The following is a 17,132-nucleotide window of genomic DNA, read 5'->3' as shown; positions in this document are numbered from 1 at the left end:
CGCCATGAATTTGCAGCACCAGGCTGTGGCCGCCCCCGTCGCGCCCCCGCCTCAAACCTCCCGTAACACCGCTTCACAAACCACCCCGGCGAGCGCCTGCACACGCCGCCTGCCAGCCCGCCCGCGGCCGCGCGGCATCACCTTGATCGAACTGCTGGTGGTCCTGGCCATCATCGCGATTGTTGCGGGCTTTGCGATTCCCTCCTTCCTGGGATTGGTCGCCAGCACCCGTGTCTCCTGGACCGTCAACGCCTTCGTCTCCGACACCCGCTATGCCCGCGGCGAAGCCATGCGGCGCGGGAAAACCGTCACCATTTGCAGAAGCGCCGATCCGGCCGCACATCCGCCCAAATGCTCCACCGGGACCGGCCTGGCCGCCGGCGGCTGGAAGGAAGGCTGGGTCGTTTTTTGGGACGAAGACGGCGACGGTGCGTTCGACAGCGGCGCCGACACCGTGGTCCGGGTGCAGGAAGCCTTTGCGAACATCGGCAATTTTCTGGCGGTCAACAATGCGGGCAACCCCGTCAACAACCGCAACCACATCAGCTACGACGCCACCGGCCGCGCCGTGGGCCTGCAAAGCCGGTGGCTGGTGCAGGCGCCGGGCGCCCTGGCCAAGAACAGCCGCTACACCCGCACCCTGTGCATGAACATGGTGGGCCGGGTGCGCGTACAGGCAGGGGAAGCCGCCTGCGCCTAGAGGCTCCTGCAACGCGGCGGTGACTGGTGTACCCTAGCGCCGATGAGCCCTCCCTCCCCATCCACCGCCTCCACAAGCAAGGCCTCCCAAGACCCCTCTTCCCTCGTCGATTCGCGCTATGCCGTGATGCGCCTCATGGTCACGCTGGCCCTGATGACGGTGGGCGCTTGCGGCATGTATGTGGTGGCCGTGGTGCTGCCGGCGGTGCAGGCCGAGTTCGGCGTCTCGCGCGCCGATGCGTCCATTCCCTATACCTTGCTGATGATAGGTTTCGGCGTGGGCGGCGTGATGATGGGCCGCCTGGCCGACCGCTTCGGCGTGATGGTGCCGCTGCTGATTGGCGCGTGCGGGCTGGGCCTGGGTTTTGCGCTGGCGGCCATGGCGGGCAACATATGGATGTTCTCGCTGGCGCACGGCCTGCTGATAGGCTTTCTCGGCTCGGCTTCCACCTTCGCGCCGCTGCTGGCCGACACCTCCCTGTGGTTTGTGCGCCGCCGCGGCTTCGCGGTGGCGGTCTGCGCCAGCGGCAACTACCTGGGCGGCGCGATCTGGCCGCCCATCGTGCAGCACTTCGTGGAAAGCGTGGGCTGGCGGCAGACTTACCTGGGCCTGGGCATTTTCAGCTTTGTGGCCATGGCCTCGCTGGCCCTGCTGATGCGCAAGCGCCCGCCGGTGGCCGTGGCCTCCAGCGTGGGCAGCAGCGGCCTGAAGGCGACGACGAGCAGCATGCCTTTCGGCTTGACGCCGGGCGCGGCGCAAACACTGCTGTGCGTGGCCAGCGTGGCCTGCTGCGTGGCCATGGCCATGCCGCAGGTGCACATCGTGTCTTACTGCACCGACCTGGGCTACGGCGCGGCGCGCGGCGCCGAGATGCTGTCGCTGATGCTGGCCTGCGGCGTGGTGAGCCGCCTGGTGTCAGGCGTGATCTGCGACCGCATAGGCGGGCTGCGCACGCTGATGCTGGGCTCGGTGCTGCAGGGCATCGCGCTGCTGCTGTTCCTGCCTTTTGACGGGCTGGTGTCGCTCTACGTTATTGCCGCGCTGTTCGGCCTGTTCCAGGGCGGCCTCGTGCCGGCTTACGCCATCATCGTGCGCGAATACTTCGAACCCGCCGAAGCCGGCGCGCGCGTGGGCACGGTGATCATGGCGTCCCTGCTGGGCATGGCGCTGGGCGGCTGGATGTCGGGCAAGATCTTCGACCTGACCGGCTCCTACCACGCGGCCTTTCTGAACGGCGTGGCCTGGAACCTGCTGAACTTCAGCATCGCATTTTTCCTGCTGTGGCGCGTGCGGCGCATGGCACGGGATGCGCGAGGCGCTCAGCCTGCCTGAACGCTTGTCCTCAGGCAAGGACTTTCAGCAACCACTTCTCAAGGTCGACGATCTCCTGCGGGCACACCGAGTGCTCCATCGCGTACTCATGCCATTCGACCGGGTAGCCCATGGCCGTGAGCGCATCGCGCGTGGCGGTGGCGCGCGGCAGCACGACCACGCCGTCGCGCGTGCCGTGGGCCAGGAAAATCGGCACATCCTGGTTGGCGGCACTGCGCTCACCAACGGTCTTGTCGGCCAGCGGCAGGTAACCCGACAGCCCCGCGATGCCGGCGAGGCGCTCACTGTGGCGCAGGCCCGTCATCAAGGCCATGGCACAGCCTTGCGAGAAACCCGCGATCACGATGCGGCTGGCGGGAATGCCGCGCGATGTTTCATGGGCAATCAGCGCCTCGATGTCGGCCTGCGACTTGCGCAGCCCGACCTCGTCCTGCCGGCTCACCAGGTCGGCGCCCAGCAGGTCGTACCAGGCCGGCATGACGTAGCCGCCGTTGATGGTGACGGGGATGGACGGCGCGCTCGGGAACAGAAAACGCACGTCACCCACGCTGGAGAGGTTGAGCTGCTCGGCGATCGGCACAAAGTCGCGCCCATCGGCCCCCAGGCCGTGCATGATGAGGATGGTGGCGGTGGGGTTGTCGCCGGTCTGGGCTTCAAGGACTTCGAGGGACATGGGTGGCGGATCCGGGTGATGTAGGTAACAGGGCGTTTGAACACGGCGGGCTTGCAGCGGCAAACAAGCCAGTCGGGATTTTAGGCGTGTCTTCCCGCGCCCTTTATTTCACTTAAGGCCGGCCTAAGCTGACCCGCGAACAATGGTTTCCAGCGGCCTTGAACACCCGGCGCGCAAAGCCTGATACGGTGTGAAATCCCTCTTTGCGGAAGGAGCATCTCGAAATGAAAACCCCGACACGCAAGGCCGCCTCTGCGGCCGTCCTCGGTGCGCTAACAGCCCTGATAACGAGTGCTGCACTGGCCCAGGCCGACGCACCCTTGCCGCCCGTGCGCACCAGCGGCCCGATTGAATACCTGAGCGGCGGCATAGGCGCCGACGAATCCGCGGCGATGCGCAAGGCCAGCGCGCAGTGGCCGCTGGCGCTCGAATTCGCCATCCAGGACAGGCAGCGCGCCGATTTCGCCGCCGACGTGAAGGTGCGGATACGCGACGCCCGGGGCCAGGAAGTTCTCCAAGCCACGTCGGAAGGCCCCTTCCTGCTGGCGCGGCTGGCACCGGGCAGTTATGCCGTGGAGGCCACACTGGCCGGCCAGACCCTGCAACGCAAGGTGGACGTGAAGGCGGGGCAATCCGCCAGGGCGATCTTCCTCTGGCCCGCCGGCGCGGATAAAACCACACCGTGAACGCACCGGACCGAAGGCCCTGAAAGCAACCATGCGCACCCTCACCGAACTGGTACGCGCTATAGACGACGGCACCCTGCAGGATGCCGACAAGCGGCACCTGCTGGCGGCGGCAACCGGCATCGCCGCCGGTGCCGGCCTGCTGGCCGCGGCCTACCCCTTCGCCGCCAGCCTCGCCCCCTCTGAAGCGGCGCGCGCCGAAGGCGGCCCGGTGCTGGTGGATATTTCCAACTTGGCGACGGGCGAACTGCGCACCGTCGCCTGGCGCGGCAAGCCGGTCTGGCTGATGCGGCGCAGCGAGGACATGGTGCGCGCGCTGCGGCAGCCCAACCCGGTGTTGGCGGACCCGCAGTCCAAGCGCTCCGAGCAACCGAAGTCGTGCGCCAACCCGACCCGCTCCGAGCGCCCGGAACTTCTGGTGGCGATCGGGGTATGCACGCACCTGGGCTGCTCCCCGAGCCTGCGCCTGGACGACAGCGCGCTGAACGCCGAGCTGCATGCGCCCGGCGGGTTCTTTTGCCCCTGCCACGGCTCCCGCTTCGACCTGGCCGGCCGCGTCGTGAAAAACGTGCCGGCACCGACCAACCTGGAGATTCCGGACTACCACTTCATCGGTGATTCCCAGCTGCAGATTGGCTAGCCGGCGCTGCGGGCAACCGCCCTTGTGAGCAGTCCCACGGCTTGCTAGTATTTGGCGTCAGCATCTTCTGACGCAGCCTGGAGATTCGCATGAAGCTCATCATTGCCGCCGTGGCGCTTGCCACATCCTCACTGGCCTTTGCCCACAACTGCCCCAACGAGATGAAGGCCATAGACGCCAAGCTGATGACCAACCCCAAACTGTCGCCCGCCGACATGAGCAAGGTCAAGGAACTGCGCGCCGATGGCGAAAAATTCCACAAGGAAGGCAAGCACGACGACTCCATGAAGGCACTGGGCGGCGCCAAGAAGATTCTCGGTATCTAAAGCCACATCGGCGCCCCCCGATAATTCCCTGCCGACCGCCATCCCCGGGCGGTCTCCAGGAGAAACCAGCATGACATCCTTCCCGGGCCTGGGCTACTACCAGGTCGACGTGTTCACCCATGAGGCGCTGGCCGGCAACGGCCTGTCGGTCTTCCTGCCCGAGAGCCCGCTGCCGGCGCGCGCAATGCAGCGCCTGGCGGTGGAGATGCGGCAGTTCGAAAGCATTTTCATCACACCCGACGGCCCCGGCAGCCGCTTCGAAGCGCGCATCTTCACGATGGAGGAAGAGCTCGATTTCGCCGGCCACCCGCTGCTGGGCGCAGCCGGCCTGCTGCACCACCTACATGCCGCCGGGCAGCCGGCCGCCGACTGGACCCTGATGCTGGGCACGCGCGCGGTCGCGCTGAGCACCACACGGCTGGAAGGCACCGCTGCCACCTACAACGCCCGCATGAACCAGGGCAAGGCCACACTGCAGGCCCCGCTGGGCCACGCTGAAAGCCTGCCCTTTCTGGCCGCGCTCAACCTCGAGGCCTCGCAGTTGGACATCCGCTTTCCACTGCAGGTCGTGTCGACCGGCCTGCCCTACCTGCTGGTGCCCGCCGCGGGCGGCCTGGACCGCGCGCGCATCGTGCCCCCGGCCTTCGAGGCATTGCTGGCCACCGTGGGCGCCAAGTTCGCCTACGTGGTGGACGTGGCGGCGCGCGAGGGCCGCACCTGGGACAACGCCGGGCTGGTGGAAGACATCGCCACCGGCAGCGCGGCCGGCCCTGTGGGCGCCTACCTGCTGCAGCACGGCGCGGCAACGCCGGGCGAAGTCATCACGCTGAAACAGGGCCGCTTCGTCGGACGTCCCAGCAAGATCACGGTGCAGGCGAATACGGTCGGTGAAATTCTCGTCAGCGGTGGCGTGGTGGTGCTGGCGCGCGGCCAGCTTCTTTAAGAGCGGCTCTAAGTCCAGGAGGCGCATCCGCCGCGCCGCTTGCTGCGTACTCCAGGCAAGTTGCGGCATGATGGCGCTGCCGGCACCGCGACAAGAGCTGCCCCAGGAGGAAAAAACATGAACATCCGCATACACCTTGCTTCGGCGCAATTGCGTGGCCTGCTCGCCGCAGGGGCCGCAGCACTGGCGCTGCTGCTGGGCACCGCGCCGGCGCAAGCCGCACCGTTCACGGCGGCCGACGAAAAAAGCGTGCGCAGCGTGATCGAAAGCCAGCTGGCCGCATTTGCCAAAGACGACGCGGCCAGGGCCTTTTCATTCGCCGCGCCCAATGTGCGCGAAGCCGTCGGCAACGCCGCCGGCTTCATGGCGATGGTGCGCAAGGACTACCCGGTGGTCTACCGCCCGGGCTCCGTGGCATTCCTGAAAGCCGAGGGCAAGGACGACCAGGCCATCCAGCGCGTGCAGATGACCGATGCCGGCGGCACTTCGTGGCTGGCGGTCTACAGCCTGGAGCGGCAACGAAACAAAGCGTGGCGCATCACCGGCTGCGCGGTGGTCGAAAACCGGAACCGCATGGCCTGATGCACGGGGTGCCGGTTCCATGCCGGCGCCCCGGCGCGTGCAGCACTGGCGCGAGGGAGCCGATACATGGCTTACAGCGGGTTACCCGCGCGGGCCTCACCAGCGGCTAAGGTGGCCGGTACTGCTGCGTTGCGGCGCTTCGGAACCCACCATGAACATGCCTGCCAGCTCACTTGAACTCCCGCGCCTGCCGGTTGAACCGGCCTCACCGTCCCGCAGGGAAGGCCTGCCAACGCCGCGCCAGGCGCCGCTTCAGGGCGACACGCTGCCGGGAGAATCGCCGCTCAAAGTCAGGACCCGCTGCCCCGGCTGCCTTTCAGGCTCCCTCTCCGTGGTGTACCAGGAGCCGTACACCGGCGCGGGCATCCAGGCCTACCTGGCAAGACACTACGAAGGCCATGCGTCCGCCACGGCCGACGCGGGCGTCTATGCCCTGGCCCGCTGCGACCATTGCGGCCTGGTCTTCCAGCAGCAGGTGCCCAACGATCCCTTGCTCGGCGAAATCTACAACGACTGGGTCCCGGGCACCGAGCTGGAGCGTGAACACCGCAACTACAGCCTGGACGAATACCGTTACCTCGCCGAGCAGGTCCAGTTCATCATCCAGCACTTCGGGCTGCCGCCGGGCGAGCTCGACATGCTGGACTTCGGTTTCGGCTGGGCGCACTGGTCGAAGATGGCCATGGGATTCGGCTGCAATGTGTGGGGGGTGGAGCTGTCCGAGGAGCGCGCCCGCCATGGCAGGTCCGTGGGGCTGCGGGTCGTCGGCCTGGACGACCTGCCGGCCAGGAGGTTCCGTTTCATCAATACCGAGCAGGTCTTCGAACACCTGACGGAGCCCCGGCTGGTGCTCGAAAAGCTGCGCAACGCGCTGTCGGGCGACGGGGTCATCAAGATCAGCGTTCCCGATGCGGCAGCCGCGCTGAAAAAAATCGGCCAGGGGAAAAATTTCGGCGCACTGTCGGCCGGTGACCAGATGCCGATCGCCCCGCTGGAGCACATCAACGCGTTCAGCCACGATTCGCTGGTGGCCTTCGGCAAGGAGTTCGGCCTCAAGCCGCTGCACCCCAGCTTTTACCGGCTCTACAACAGCGCCTCGGGCATGCTGCAACCCAAAAACCTGGCGCGGGTGCTCGCACGCCCCCTCTACCGGCACGTCTTCCCGCAGACCACCTTCGTGTATTTCGTGCGGGCTTAGACTTGTTTTAGTTACATACAGAAACAATCAGGAGGCCAGCATACCTGGGCACAAACACGGTGCGAGGCCTTCGGCCCTAACCGGAACGCTGGGACCGCACTTCGGGAGATGCGGAGCTTTCCCCTCTGAAAATTCAGACTTGATGCCCACAGAAACGCATCGTCCAATTCACGTTTTCATGAAAAAGTTCCGGTTTTACAAGAGCACCCCGCTTGACTTGAAGGCCGGGTTCGCGGACATTGTTAACACCTTGTAACATATGGTGTCAGCCTCGGGGCCAGCGTGAAATACGCCCCCTGCCCAGACGGCTGGCGCCACAACACGATGCGCGCACATCATGAAACTCAACCAGCTCTTTGGGACCAAAAGCGAACCTGCAAGGACCGCGGGAACCAGCCTTCCTGAATCGGAGCGCTCTCTTCCTGGCGAAGAAAATTCCGCCCTTGGCTTGCGGCAGCAGCTGATCCAGGTACTGTTGCGCGACACCGCCCGGCGGGCGGGCATCCCGTCGCACTGGCTGGACTGCCATATATTGCTGACCTCCAGCCGCCACGGCGAGGGCATGCACGTGCGCATCATCATGAAACACTGGGACCTGCGCCTGCTGACCTACGCGGCGGCTTTCGAAAAAGCCCTGATGGCCGACCTCAAGCGTTTTGAGCCGCATGCCGATGACTGGCTGCATGGCATTTCATGGCAGCTGGACGGAGGCGCCAGCTGCCCCCACCAGAAACTGCCCCACCCCAGCGTGTGGGCACAAGCCCCCGCGTGGCAGTCCGCCGCCGAGATGCCGCGCAACCCGGCAGCGCCCGAGACGCTTGCGCAGGCCCAAAGCCCCGCACGGCACTAGCCAGGCGGGCAAGCGGCACCCAGCAACGGGCGCCGGCAAAGCTCAGTAGCTTCCGATGTAGTCCTTCTTGCCCACTTCCACGCCGTTGTGGCGCAGGATGGCGTATGCCGTGGTGGTGTGAAAGAAGAAATGCGGCAGGCCGTAGTTGAGCAGGTAGGACTGGCCCGTGAAGCGCTTTTCCTTGGGCGTTCCTGCTTGCGTGACGATCTCGCGCGTGGCGGCTTCGTCAAATTTCGCCACATCCAGTCCCTCGACGAAGGCAAGAATCGTGTCTATGCGCGCCTGCAGTTCGGCAAACGTGGTTTCCTTGTCTTCAATCTTGGGCACTTCCACGCCGGCCAGCCGGGCCGACACGCTCTTGGCGAAGTCGCTGGCCACCTGCACCTGGCGCAGCAGGGGAAACATGTCGGGAAAAAGGCGCGCCTGCAGCAGCGCGTTGGGGTCGATGTTCTTGGCGGCCGCGTGGGCCTCGGCCTTGGCCAGGACGCCCTTGAGGCCGCCCAGCATCTGCTTGAAAACGGGAATGGAGGTGGTGTAGATGCTGCTGGTCATGGGGAAATGCTTTCTGTGAGGAGTGAATGGCCGGGGCAGCGCAATGCCGCGAGTCGCATTCTCGCCGGGTTCAGCCGCAGCCGCTTTCCAGGCGCCCGGTACCCGTTTATGACGCCAACGTTTTGCGCGTGGTTTTACATCCAGGCACCATCTCCCGCTTTTACGCTGATGACGCCGTAGGACGCCACCGCAACACGCACTTCGCGCGCGCAGGAACTCCTAATATCAAGAAGCCATGGCCGCAGCCTGCGGCCGGCGCTACCAGCGTGAGGTACCCATCATGTTCACTCTCCCCAAAAAACTTTTCGCCCTGGCGGCCGGCTGCGCCGTCGTGTTGTGCGGCGGCCCCGCCTTCGCGCAAACCACCTCCAACCCGGAAGGCGCCAGGCTGGCTTCCAGCTACAGCGCCTTCGCCGGTTCACCGGAAAACGCCCGGTCCATGGTTGACGGGCTGCGTACCGGCACCACCATCACCCTCGGGCCCAGCCTGACCGGCCCCAACGCCACGGCGCCCGCCGCCAGCCTGTCGCCGTCCACGGGCAAGATGGGCTACGGCAACATCAACATCGCCATCTCGCTGGCTAAAACCTCGCTGGCCCAGCAAGGCATCAGCAATCCGACACCGGGACAGCTCTCGGCCGCTTTGGGCGGCGTGCTCGGGCAAAGAAGCGAGGGCATGGGCTGGGGGCAGATCGCCAAAGGCATGGGCGTGACCCTGGGCTCGGTCGTCAGCGCTTCGCATACCGACAAGAGCGGCAAGCCATCCACCCATTCCGCCAAGGCAGAGAGCGTCGCCAAGGCCGACATCGCGGGCAAGGGCCTGGGCGCCGGCAAAGATGCCGGCCATGGTGGCGGCAAGGGCAACGGTAACGGCGGCGGCAATGGCGGAGGTAATGGCGGAGGCAACGGAGGTGGAAACGGTGGCGGTGGTGGTGGCGGGAAAAAGTAAGGCTGCCGCGATCGTCAACCGTCCGGCCCCTGTGGCTGTCAAACACCGCCGAGATCATTCGATCCGGCGGTTTTTTTTGCCCGGGCCGCTACCGAGGTCCGGACGAAATCAGGCCCGCGCGCAAAATAGTATGCTGTCATACAATTTTCCGGCAACGCCCTCCATGTCTTCCCGGCCTCCGCCGCCGCCCTGAAAACCACGGCATCGCGCCGTACCACAAAGGCCCACCATGAATGCCCCTCTTCCCAACGCCACCCGCAGCGCCGTGCAGGCCGCCGACCTCGCCGCCCTGCCGCTGATTGAAAAATGGGTGTCCTTTGCCTCCGTCTCGCGCGACAGCAACCTGCCGCTGCTCGACTGGACCCAGGCGCGGCTTGAAGCCCTGGGCATTGAATGCCGCCGCACCTATGACGACAGCGGCAAGAAGGCCAACCTCTGGGCCACCCTGCCCGCCGAGAACGGCGAGACCAAAGTTGGCGGCCTGGTGCTGTCGGGCCACACCGACGTGGTGCCGGTCGACGGCCAGCCCTGGGACACCGACCCTTTCGCGGCGCAGGTCATTGGCGACAAGCTCTACGGCCGCGGTGTGACCGACATGAAGAGCTATGGCGCGACCGCGCTCATGATGGTGCCCGAGCTGCTCAAGCGCAAACTCAAGCGCCCGGTGCACCTTGCGTTCAGCTACGACGAGGAAGTCGGCTGCATAGGCGTGCGCCGCATGATTGCCGACATGGTGGACCAGGGCTACAAGCCCGCCGGCTGCATCGTCGGTGAGCCCACCGGCATGCAGGTGGTGATCGCGCACAAGGGCAAACACGCCTACAAGACCTCGGTGCGCGGATTCGAGGCGCACTCCTCGCTCACGCCGCTGGGGGTCAATGCTGTGGAGATCGCCTGCGAATTCGTCGCCCACCTCAAGTCCATGCACCGCCGCCTGGTGGCCGAGGGCCCGTTCGATGCGATTTACGACGTGCCGCACACCACCATCCACACCGGCGTGATCGCCGGCGGCACCGCGCTCAACATCATCCCGCGCGACTGCGACGTGACCTGGGAGATTCGCCACCACCACATGAATTCGCCGGTTGAGCTGTTCAACGAAGCCAAGGCTTTCGCCGACAGCCTGGTCCCGGCCATGCAGGCCGTGGCCGCCGATACCGGCATCAGCCACAAGCTCAATTCGGTGCTGCCCGGCTTCGCGACGGAGGCCGACAGCGAGATTGCCCAGCTGTGTTTCAAGTGCGCCGACGTCGATGCCAGTTCGGGCGCCGGCAAGGTGTCCTTTGGCACGGAAGCTGCATTGTTCCACCAGGTCGGTGTGCCGACCATCGTGTGCGGCCCCGGCCACATCGCGCAGGCACACCAGCCCAATGAATGGGTCACACTCGACCAACTCGCCTGGTGCGAGCGCTTCATGCGCCGCCTGGCCGACGAGGTCTGCGTGAACTGAAAACCTGATCGCAACCGCAACCACCACCTACCGAAAGAAACCATTCCATGATGCAACGCCGAGATTTCCTGGGCTCCGGCCTGGCCCTTGCCGCAGGCAGCACCCTGGCCCAGTCCAACACCAAAATCGCGCGCATCGTGGTGCCTTTCGCACCGGGCGGCGTCCAGGACTTGCTGGCACGCGCCATGTCCACCGAACTCGGCCAGGCCCTGGGCCAGACCGTCATCATCGAGAACCGGCCCGGTGCCGGCGGCACCGTGGGAACGGGCTATGTCGCCAAGTCGGCGCCCGACAGCGGCACCATGGTGCTGGGCGCGGCCAGCCACAACATCGCCGGCACGCTTTACACCAAACTCAGCTACGACCCGCAAAAAGACTTCGCCCCCATGGCGCACATAGGCACAGCCGACTACGTGCTGATGATCCACCCCGACGTGCCGGCCAAAACCGCCGCCGAGTACATCCGCTACGCCAAGGCCAACCCCGGCAAGCTCAACTACGCCACCGCCGGCGTCGGCAGCGCCACGCACCTGTCCATGGCCTACTTCAACGGCCTGGCCGGCATCGATGTGGTGCACGTGCCGCTCAAGGCCACCGGCGAGGCGATCAACGAAGTGATCTCGGGCCGCGCGCAGGCGGTGATCGCCGCCAGCATAGGCGCGCTGGCCTTTGCCAAAGACAGCCGCATACGCCTGATCGGCGTGACCTCGCCCAAGCGCTCCAAATACCTTCCTGATGTCCCCACCATCGCCGAAAGCGGCCTGCCCGGCTACCAGTTCGACTCCTGGTTCGGCCTGCTGGGCCCCGCCGCCACACCGGCGGCCGAGGTCAACCGTGTCAACGCGGCCATGGCCAAGGTGCTCAAGGACCCCGTGGTGCTGGAGCGCCTGGACAAGCAGGGCATCGAGCCGCTGGCGATGAACAACGCCGACTTCGCGAAGCTGCTGGCGGTCGATTACAAACGCATGGCTGAAGTCGTAAGAGCCTCAGGCGCCAAAGTCGAATAAGAGCCGTCCACAAAACCCTCCTGGCGTTGTTGCGTCGCCTTGCCAGGACCGCTTCGCTGGGCTTTATGAACGGCTCTAGGGCCTCAGCGCCCGGCGATCGCCAGCTGCTCGACCAGAAAATCCACAAAAGTCCGCACGCGCAAGGACAAATGGCGCGCATGCGGGTACAGCAGGATGAAGGGCCGAGAGCTGCCGCCGAACTGCGGCAGCAGCTCGACCAGTTCACCGCTCTTCAAGTCCTTCTCGAGGATGTAGCGGTAGGTCTGCACCAGGCCGGCGCCGCTGCGCGCCAGGGTTGCCACGCCCAGCACGTCTTCCGTGCAGCAATAACTGCCAGGCGTCGCGAGGTCGAGGTCTTTGCCGTCAACCTGGAAAGTCCAGGGAATCCTGCGGCCCGTGCTGGGCAATTCAAACTGGATGCACTCGTGCTTTTGCAGGTCTTCCAGCGTTTTGGGTTTCCCCGCGCGCTTGAGGTATGAGGGTGTAGCCGCCAGCACCAGTTCGGCGTCTTCGAGCTTGCGCGCGATCAGGCTGGAGTCGTCCGGCGCGCGCCCGCGTATCGCGAGGTCATAGCCCTCGTCCGCGAAATCGATGTTGCGGTTGCTCAGGTGCACGTCGAGCTGGACCTGCGGATAACGTTTGCGAAACAGCGGCAGCAAGGGCAGCACGCGGTAATGTGCATAAGGCGTCGGCATGCTGATGCGCAACAGCCCGGCCGGCGCGGCCTGCCCGCCCGTCACCTGGCGCTCGGCATCCACGAGCTGCGACAAGGCCTGGCGGCACTGCTCGAAATACACGCGGCCGTCGTCTGTCAGCCGGATTTGCCTTGTGGTGCGCACAAAGAGGCGCACGCCCAGCCGCTCCTCCAGCCGCGACACGGAACGGCTGACCGCCGCCGGCGTCACACCGGCCGCCGCGGCGGCGGCGGTAAAGCTGCTGAGCTCGGCCGCCAGGCAAAACAGCTCGATGCTGCCCAGCAATAAATCATCGAATTTGCGCTTCACGGCATCCCCTCAGTGGCGCATTGATTACGCCATGTATCAAGTAATTTGTGAAAATCCATATTTATCTTCATGGACAGCATAAATATAGTTCATCTCACCGGGAAGGAACAAGCAATTCACCCGGCCGGCACGGGACCACCGCGCCGCCCATCCAACCCACTGAAGGACGATTGCAATGAGCAACAGCAACAGCAACAACAAAACCGTCGTGATCACCGGCGCCTCGAGCGGCATCGGCTTTGCCCTGGCGGAAGCGTACTTAAAACGCGGCTACAACGTGGTCGGCAATGCGCGCAGCAGCGCGCGGCTGGAAGCAGCCGCCGCCAAGCTCGGCAACCCTGCCAACTTTGTGGGCGTCGAAGGCGACATCGCAGAGGCGGCCACCGCCAAAAAACTGTTTGCCCATGCGATCGCCAGCTTCGGCAAGGTCGACATCCTGGTCAACAACGCCGGCATCTTCAATGCCAAGCCAATCGTCGACTACACCGAAGAGGAGCTGGACAGCATCGTCGGCACCAACCTCAAGGGCTTCTTTTATCCCTCGCAGCAGGCCGCCGCGCACATGGCGAAAAACAGGCAGGGCCACATCGTGACCATCACCGCCAGCATCGCGATACAGCCCAGCATGAAAGTGCCGGCGCTGCTGCCCGTGCTGATCAAGGGCGGCCTCAATGATGCGACCCGCGCGCTCGCGCTGGAACTGGCCTCGTCCAATGTGAAGGTCTCGGCCGTGGCGCCCGGCATCATCGCCACCCCCATGCACAGCCCCGACGAAGGCACGCAGTCCTTCCTCAAGACCCTGTCGCCTTCGGCCCGCATAGGCGCGACCCAGGACGTCGTCGACGCCGTGCTCTACCTGACCGACGCGCAATACACCAGCGGCGTCGTGTTGGCAGTCGACGGCGGTGCGTCGGCCGGCACCTGGTAAGCCTCCCCGCTTTCTTTCACCCAACCCCAGGAGTTTTCGAAATGCCTTACGTCAATATCCGTATCACCCGCGAAGGCGCAACGCCCGCGCAAAAACTGCAGCTGATCCAGGGCGCGACCGACCTGCTGGTCCGTGTGCTCAACAAAAACCCGGCCACCACCTTTGTCATCATCGACGAGGTCGACACCGACAACTGGGGCGTCGCGAGCGAGAACGTGACCACGGTCCGCAAGCGCGAAGCGGCCGCGAAAGCCGCGGCGGGTTAAGCCCCGCGCACGGCCGAGCACGGCCGCCCAAGATGGAATAGACTCCGCTTGGCCGGCGGGTCCGCGGAGACACGGACCCGCCGGTGCATGGCATGATTCATGCATCATCCTTTGCAAGACGGAAGTCGCACGAAAGCGGTTTTTGTTTCGGGGAGCAAGCCAGACGCCTCATCAAGGGCGCAGCTGCTGACGAAAGTTTTGATACATGACCTGGTCCCTCATCGCGCGCGATTCATCGGGCGCGTTTGGCGTGGCGGTTGCCAGCAAATTTTTTGCTGCGGGCGCACTGTGCCCGCACGCGCGCAGCGGCGTGGGCGCGCTCGCAACGCAGGCGCTGGTCAACCCGCTGTATGCCGCACCGGCATTGGACGCCCTGGCCCTCGGCCAGTCGCCCGCCGACATCATCAAACGTTTAACCGCCGCTGACGAAGGCCGTGACCATCGCCAGCTTCACCTGATAGGCGCAAGCGGCCAGGCCGCGGCCCACACCGGCAGCGCCTGCATAGACTGGTGCGGCCACAGGGCGGGCGTTGGCTACTCCGTCGCCGGCAACATGCTGGCCGGCCCGCAGGTGATTGAAGCCACCGCCGTGGCCTATGAGGCCAATGCCGGGCTCCCGTTTGCCGAGCGCCTGATCACCGCGCTGGCGGCCGGTGAGGCCGCGGGCGGCGACAAGCGCGGCAAGCAGGCCGCCGCACTTTTGATTTACACCACGGAAGACTACTGCGCACTGGACCTCCGCGTGGACGACCATGCCGAGCCCCTGCAGGAACTGCGCCGCCTTTACGACAAAAGCCTGGAGCGCTACCAGCCCTTCAGCACCTGCCTGCCCTCGCGCCACAGCCCGGCGGGCATCACCGATCGCGCGGTGATCGAGGCCGAGATCACACGCTTTCACGCCCGGCGCAGCGGAGCCGCCGAATGACGGCTTTGCTGGAGGTGAGTGGCCTGCGCACCAGCTTCAAGCTCGAAGGCGGCGGTGAATTCGCCGCGGTGGACGGCATCAGCTTTTCGGTGGAGTCCGGCCGCACACTGGGCATCGTCGGCGAATCGGGCTGCGGCAAAAGCGTGACTTCGCTGTCCATCATGGGCCTGCTGCCCAAGGGCCAGGGCCGTGTTTCCGCCGGTTCCATCCGCTTTGAAGGCACCGACCTGGCCACGCTGGGCCCGGACGCCATGCGCGCGCTGCGCGGCAACCGCATGGCCATGATCTTCCAGGAACCCATGACCTCGCTGAACCCGGCCTTCACCATAGGCGACCAGCTGATTGAAGGCATACGCTGCCACCGCGACATCGGCGCGGCGCAGGCCAGGGAGCATGCCATCGCCATGCTGCGCCGCGTGCGCATTCCCTCGCCCGAGCAGCGCATCGACGAATACCCGCACAAGCTTTCGGGCGGCATGCGCCAGCGCGTGATGATCGCCATGGCCCTGGCCTGCGAGCCGCAGTTGCTGATCGCCGACGAACCCACCACCGCGCTGGACGTCACCATCCAGGCCCAGGTGCTGGACCTGATGCGCACGCTGCGCGAGGAAACCGGCACCGCCATCATCCTGATCACGCACGACCTGGGCGTGATCGCCGAGCTGGCCGATGAGGTCGCCGTGATGTATTCCGGCAGGATCGTGGAGCGCGCGCCCGTGGGGCGCCTGTTTGTCGAGCCGCAGCATCCCTACACCATAGGATTGCTGGGCTCCATCCCCAAGCTGCACCTGGCGCAGGACCGGCTCAACGCGATTGAGGGCCAGGTGCCCACACCCATGACACGCATGGACGGCTGCCGCTTCGCGCCGCGCTGCCCCTTTGCCGTCGATAAATGCCGGCAGGAAGCGCCGCCGCTGATGGACATGGGCGAAGGCCACGAAGCAGCCTGCTGGCGTGCACCGCTGGAGGCCGGTATGGCGACCCGCCGCGACACCGCCGCTGTAGCCAGCGAGGTGGCACCGTGAGCGCGCTGCTGAAGGTCGAAAACCTGGTCAAGCATTTCCCGGTGCGCCCGCACCTGTTCAGCCGCTCCAAGGCGGTCGTGCATGCGGTCGACGGGTTGAACTTCGAGTTGAACACCGGCGAGACCATGGCGCTGGTCGGCGAGTCGGGCTGCGGCAAATCCACCGTGGGGCGGCTGGTGCTGCGCCTGCTGGACGCGACCTCGGGCCAGGTCTGGTTTGACGGCGAGGACCTGATGGCGCTGCCCGCCGGCCGCCTGCGCGCCAAGCGCCGCGAGCTGCAGATGATTTTCCAGGATCCGTATTCCTCGCTGAATCCGCGCATGACGGTGGAGCAGGCGCTGACCGAGCCGCTGGCCCTGCACGGCCTGGCGCGCGGCCGGCACCGCGAACGCGCCGCCGAGTTGCTGGACCTCGTCGGCCTGGCGCCGCAATACCTGCAGCGCTACCCGCATGAGTTTTCGGGCGGCCAGCGCCAACGTATCGGAATTGCCCGGGCGCTCGCCGTGGAGCCGCGGCTCATCGTCTGCGATGAAGCGGTGTCGGCGCTGGACGTCTCCATCCAGGCGCAGGTCGTCAACCTGCTGCAGGACTTGCAGCGCCGCCTGGGCCTGGCCTATGTGTTCATCGCGCACGACCTTGCGGTGGTCAAGCACATCGCCTCGCATGTCGCGGTGATGTACCTCGGGCAGATCGTCGAATACGCCGACAAGCAAAGCCTGTTCTCCCAGCCGCGACACCCGTACACGCAGGCCCTGCTGTCGGCGATTCCGGTGCCCGAGCCGGGCCTCAAGCGTGAGCGCACCCTGCTGCAGGGCGACGTGCCCAACCCCATCACCCCGCCTTCGGGCTGCCGCTTCAGGACGCGCTGCCCGCATGCGCGCGAGCGTTGCGCCGAGGAAGTTCCCGCATTGCGTTCGCAAGGCGGCCACGCCGTGGCCTGCCACTTCTGGGAAGAGATCAAGGCGCCGGCCGGCATCACCGGCGGTGCCGTCGTGAACGAGAGGCTGCTCCGGCTCCAGGCAGCCTTTCACGCGCAAGCGGCCTGATGGAGACCACGATGTCCATACACCTCCAGCTATCCCCGGCGCAAGACAGC

20 protein-coding genes are annotated in these 17,132 nt (G+C 65.8%); 17 read left to right on the top strand and 3 right to left on the bottom strand.

Annotated elements, in window-relative coordinates; genetic code table 11:
* The first annotated feature begins 4 nt into the window (after positions 1–4).
* Positions 5–700, top strand: coding sequence for a GspH/FimT family pseudopilin (locus tag ACSQ27_RS02270; protein WP_436153862.1), 696 nt, complete (start codon positions 5–7; stop codon positions 698–700).
* 42 nt (positions 701–742) lie between these two features.
* Positions 743–2,032, top strand: a complete 1,290-nt coding sequence (locus tag ACSQ27_RS02265) for an MFS transporter (RefSeq protein ID WP_436153861.1) — start codon at positions 743–745, stop codon at positions 2,030–2,032.
* A 10-nt stretch (positions 2,033–2,042) separates the two neighbouring features.
* On the opposite strand, the gene ACSQ27_RS02260 is transcribed toward ACSQ27_RS02265, so the two are convergent.
* Positions 2,043–2,705 (bottom strand): alpha/beta hydrolase, encoded by a 663-nt coding sequence (locus ACSQ27_RS02260; protein WP_436153860.1) that lies wholly within the window; start codon positions 2,703–2,705, stop codon positions 2,043–2,045.
* A gap of 224 nt (positions 2,706–2,929) precedes the next feature.
* On the opposite strand from ACSQ27_RS02260, the gene ACSQ27_RS02255 reads away from it, so the two are divergent.
* From ACSQ27_RS02255 to ACSQ27_RS02225, 7 genes are all read left to right on the top strand, one after another.
* On the top strand, positions 2,930–3,391 hold the full coding sequence (locus tag ACSQ27_RS02255; protein WP_436153859.1) for a carboxypeptidase regulatory-like domain-containing protein: 462 nt from the start codon (positions 2,930–2,932) through the stop codon (positions 3,389–3,391).
* A gap of 31 nt (positions 3,392–3,422) precedes the next feature.
* The gene (gene petA / locus ACSQ27_RS02250) at positions 3,423–4,031 is read left to right on the top strand and encodes a ubiquinol-cytochrome c reductase iron-sulfur subunit (protein WP_436153858.1); all 609 of its coding nucleotides are present in this window, start codon (positions 3,423–3,425) and stop codon (positions 4,029–4,031) included.
* An 89-nt stretch (positions 4,032–4,120) separates the two neighbouring features.
* The gene (locus tag ACSQ27_RS02245; protein ID WP_436153857.1) at positions 4,121–4,357 is read left to right on the top strand and encodes a hypothetical protein; all 237 of its coding nucleotides are present in this window, start codon (positions 4,121–4,123) and stop codon (positions 4,355–4,357) included.
* A gap of 70 nt (positions 4,358–4,427) precedes the next feature.
* Positions 4,428–5,300, top strand: coding sequence for a PhzF family phenazine biosynthesis protein (locus ACSQ27_RS02240; RefSeq protein WP_436153856.1), 873 nt, complete (start codon positions 4,428–4,430; stop codon positions 5,298–5,300).
* A 117-nt stretch (positions 5,301–5,417) separates the two neighbouring features.
* Complete coding sequence (locus tag ACSQ27_RS02235; RefSeq protein WP_436153855.1) at positions 5,418–5,882, top strand: DUF4864 domain-containing protein; 465 nt, start codon at positions 5,418–5,420, stop codon at positions 5,880–5,882.
* A gap of 151 nt (positions 5,883–6,033) precedes the next feature.
* Entirely contained in the window at positions 6,034–7,080 is a 1,047-nt protein-coding gene (locus ACSQ27_RS02230; RefSeq protein ID WP_436153854.1) for a class I SAM-dependent methyltransferase, read from the top strand.
* A gap of 448 nt (positions 7,081–7,528) precedes the next feature.
* Positions 7,529–7,930, top strand: coding sequence for a hypothetical protein (locus tag ACSQ27_RS02225; protein WP_436153853.1), 402 nt, complete (start codon positions 7,529–7,531; stop codon positions 7,928–7,930).
* A 42-nt stretch (positions 7,931–7,972) separates the two neighbouring features.
* On the opposite strand, the gene ACSQ27_RS02220 is transcribed toward ACSQ27_RS02225, so the two are convergent.
* The gene (locus ACSQ27_RS02220; protein WP_436153852.1) at positions 7,973–8,482 is read right to left on the bottom strand and encodes a DUF1993 domain-containing protein; all 510 of its coding nucleotides are present in this window, start codon (positions 8,480–8,482) and stop codon (positions 7,973–7,975) included.
* Positions 8,483–8,717: 235 nt separating this feature from the next.
* On the opposite strand from ACSQ27_RS02220, the gene ACSQ27_RS02215 reads away from it, so the two are divergent.
* The 3 genes from ACSQ27_RS02215 (at position 8,718) to ACSQ27_RS02205 (ending at position 11,888) form a co-directional block, all read left to right on the top strand.
* Complete coding sequence (locus ACSQ27_RS02215; protein WP_436153851.1) at positions 8,718–9,431, top strand: hypothetical protein; 714 nt, start codon at positions 8,718–8,720, stop codon at positions 9,429–9,431.
* Positions 9,432–9,660: 229 nt separating this feature from the next.
* On the top strand, positions 9,661–10,881 hold the full coding sequence (gene argE, locus ACSQ27_RS02210) for an acetylornithine deacetylase (protein WP_436153850.1): 1,221 nt from the start codon (positions 9,661–9,663) through the stop codon (positions 10,879–10,881).
* Positions 10,882–10,928: 47 nt separating this feature from the next.
* Positions 10,929–11,888, top strand: coding sequence for a tripartite tricarboxylate transporter substrate binding protein (locus ACSQ27_RS02205; protein ID WP_436153849.1), 960 nt, complete (start codon positions 10,929–10,931; stop codon positions 11,886–11,888).
* Positions 11,889–11,971: 83 nt separating this feature from the next.
* On the opposite strand, the gene ACSQ27_RS02200 is transcribed toward ACSQ27_RS02205, so the two are convergent.
* On the bottom strand, positions 11,972–12,892 hold the full coding sequence (locus tag ACSQ27_RS02200) for a LysR substrate-binding domain-containing protein (protein ID WP_436153848.1): 921 nt from the start codon (positions 12,890–12,892) through the stop codon (positions 11,972–11,974).
* 175 nt (positions 12,893–13,067) lie between these two features.
* Between ACSQ27_RS02200 and ACSQ27_RS02195 the strand changes: the two genes are divergently transcribed.
* The 5 genes from ACSQ27_RS02195 to ACSQ27_RS02175 all read left to right on the top strand — a co-directional run bounded on the left by ACSQ27_RS02195 (position 13,068) and on the right by ACSQ27_RS02175 (position 17,082).
* Complete coding sequence (locus tag ACSQ27_RS02195; RefSeq protein ID WP_436153847.1) at positions 13,068–13,820, top strand: SDR family NAD(P)-dependent oxidoreductase; 753 nt, start codon at positions 13,068–13,070, stop codon at positions 13,818–13,820.
* 41 nt (positions 13,821–13,861) lie between these two features.
* Complete coding sequence (locus ACSQ27_RS02190; RefSeq protein WP_436153846.1) at positions 13,862–14,086, top strand: 2-hydroxymuconate tautomerase family protein; 225 nt, start codon at positions 13,862–13,864, stop codon at positions 14,084–14,086.
* A gap of 205 nt (positions 14,087–14,291) precedes the next feature.
* Positions 14,292–15,011: a DUF1028 domain-containing protein gene (locus ACSQ27_RS02185; protein WP_436153845.1), complete on the top strand. Its 720-nt coding sequence runs from the start codon at positions 14,292–14,294 to the stop codon at positions 15,009–15,011.
* Positions 15,008–16,036 carry an ABC transporter ATP-binding protein gene (locus tag ACSQ27_RS02180; RefSeq protein ID WP_436153844.1) on the top strand — a complete coding sequence of 343 codons (1,029 nt, stop codon included), beginning with the start codon at positions 15,008–15,010 and terminating at the stop codon, positions 16,034–16,036. The genes ACSQ27_RS02185 and ACSQ27_RS02180 overlap by 4 nt, the downstream gene beginning before the upstream one ends.
* The gene (locus tag ACSQ27_RS02175) at positions 16,033–17,082 is read left to right on the top strand and encodes an ABC transporter ATP-binding protein (protein ID WP_436153843.1); all 1,050 of its coding nucleotides are present in this window, start codon (positions 16,033–16,035) and stop codon (positions 17,080–17,082) included. The genes ACSQ27_RS02180 and ACSQ27_RS02175 overlap by 4 nt, the downstream gene beginning before the upstream one ends.
* Positions 17,083–17,132 lie beyond the last annotated feature (50 nt).

This window comes from Polaromonas sp. LjRoot131 (genome assembly GCF_964252805.1).
GTDB lineage: Bacteria > Pseudomonadota > Gammaproteobacteria > Burkholderiales > Burkholderiaceae_C > Polaromonas.
The sequence above is the reverse complement of the archived record's forward strand: the minus strand, read 5'-3'. Positions and strand labels throughout refer to the sequence as shown.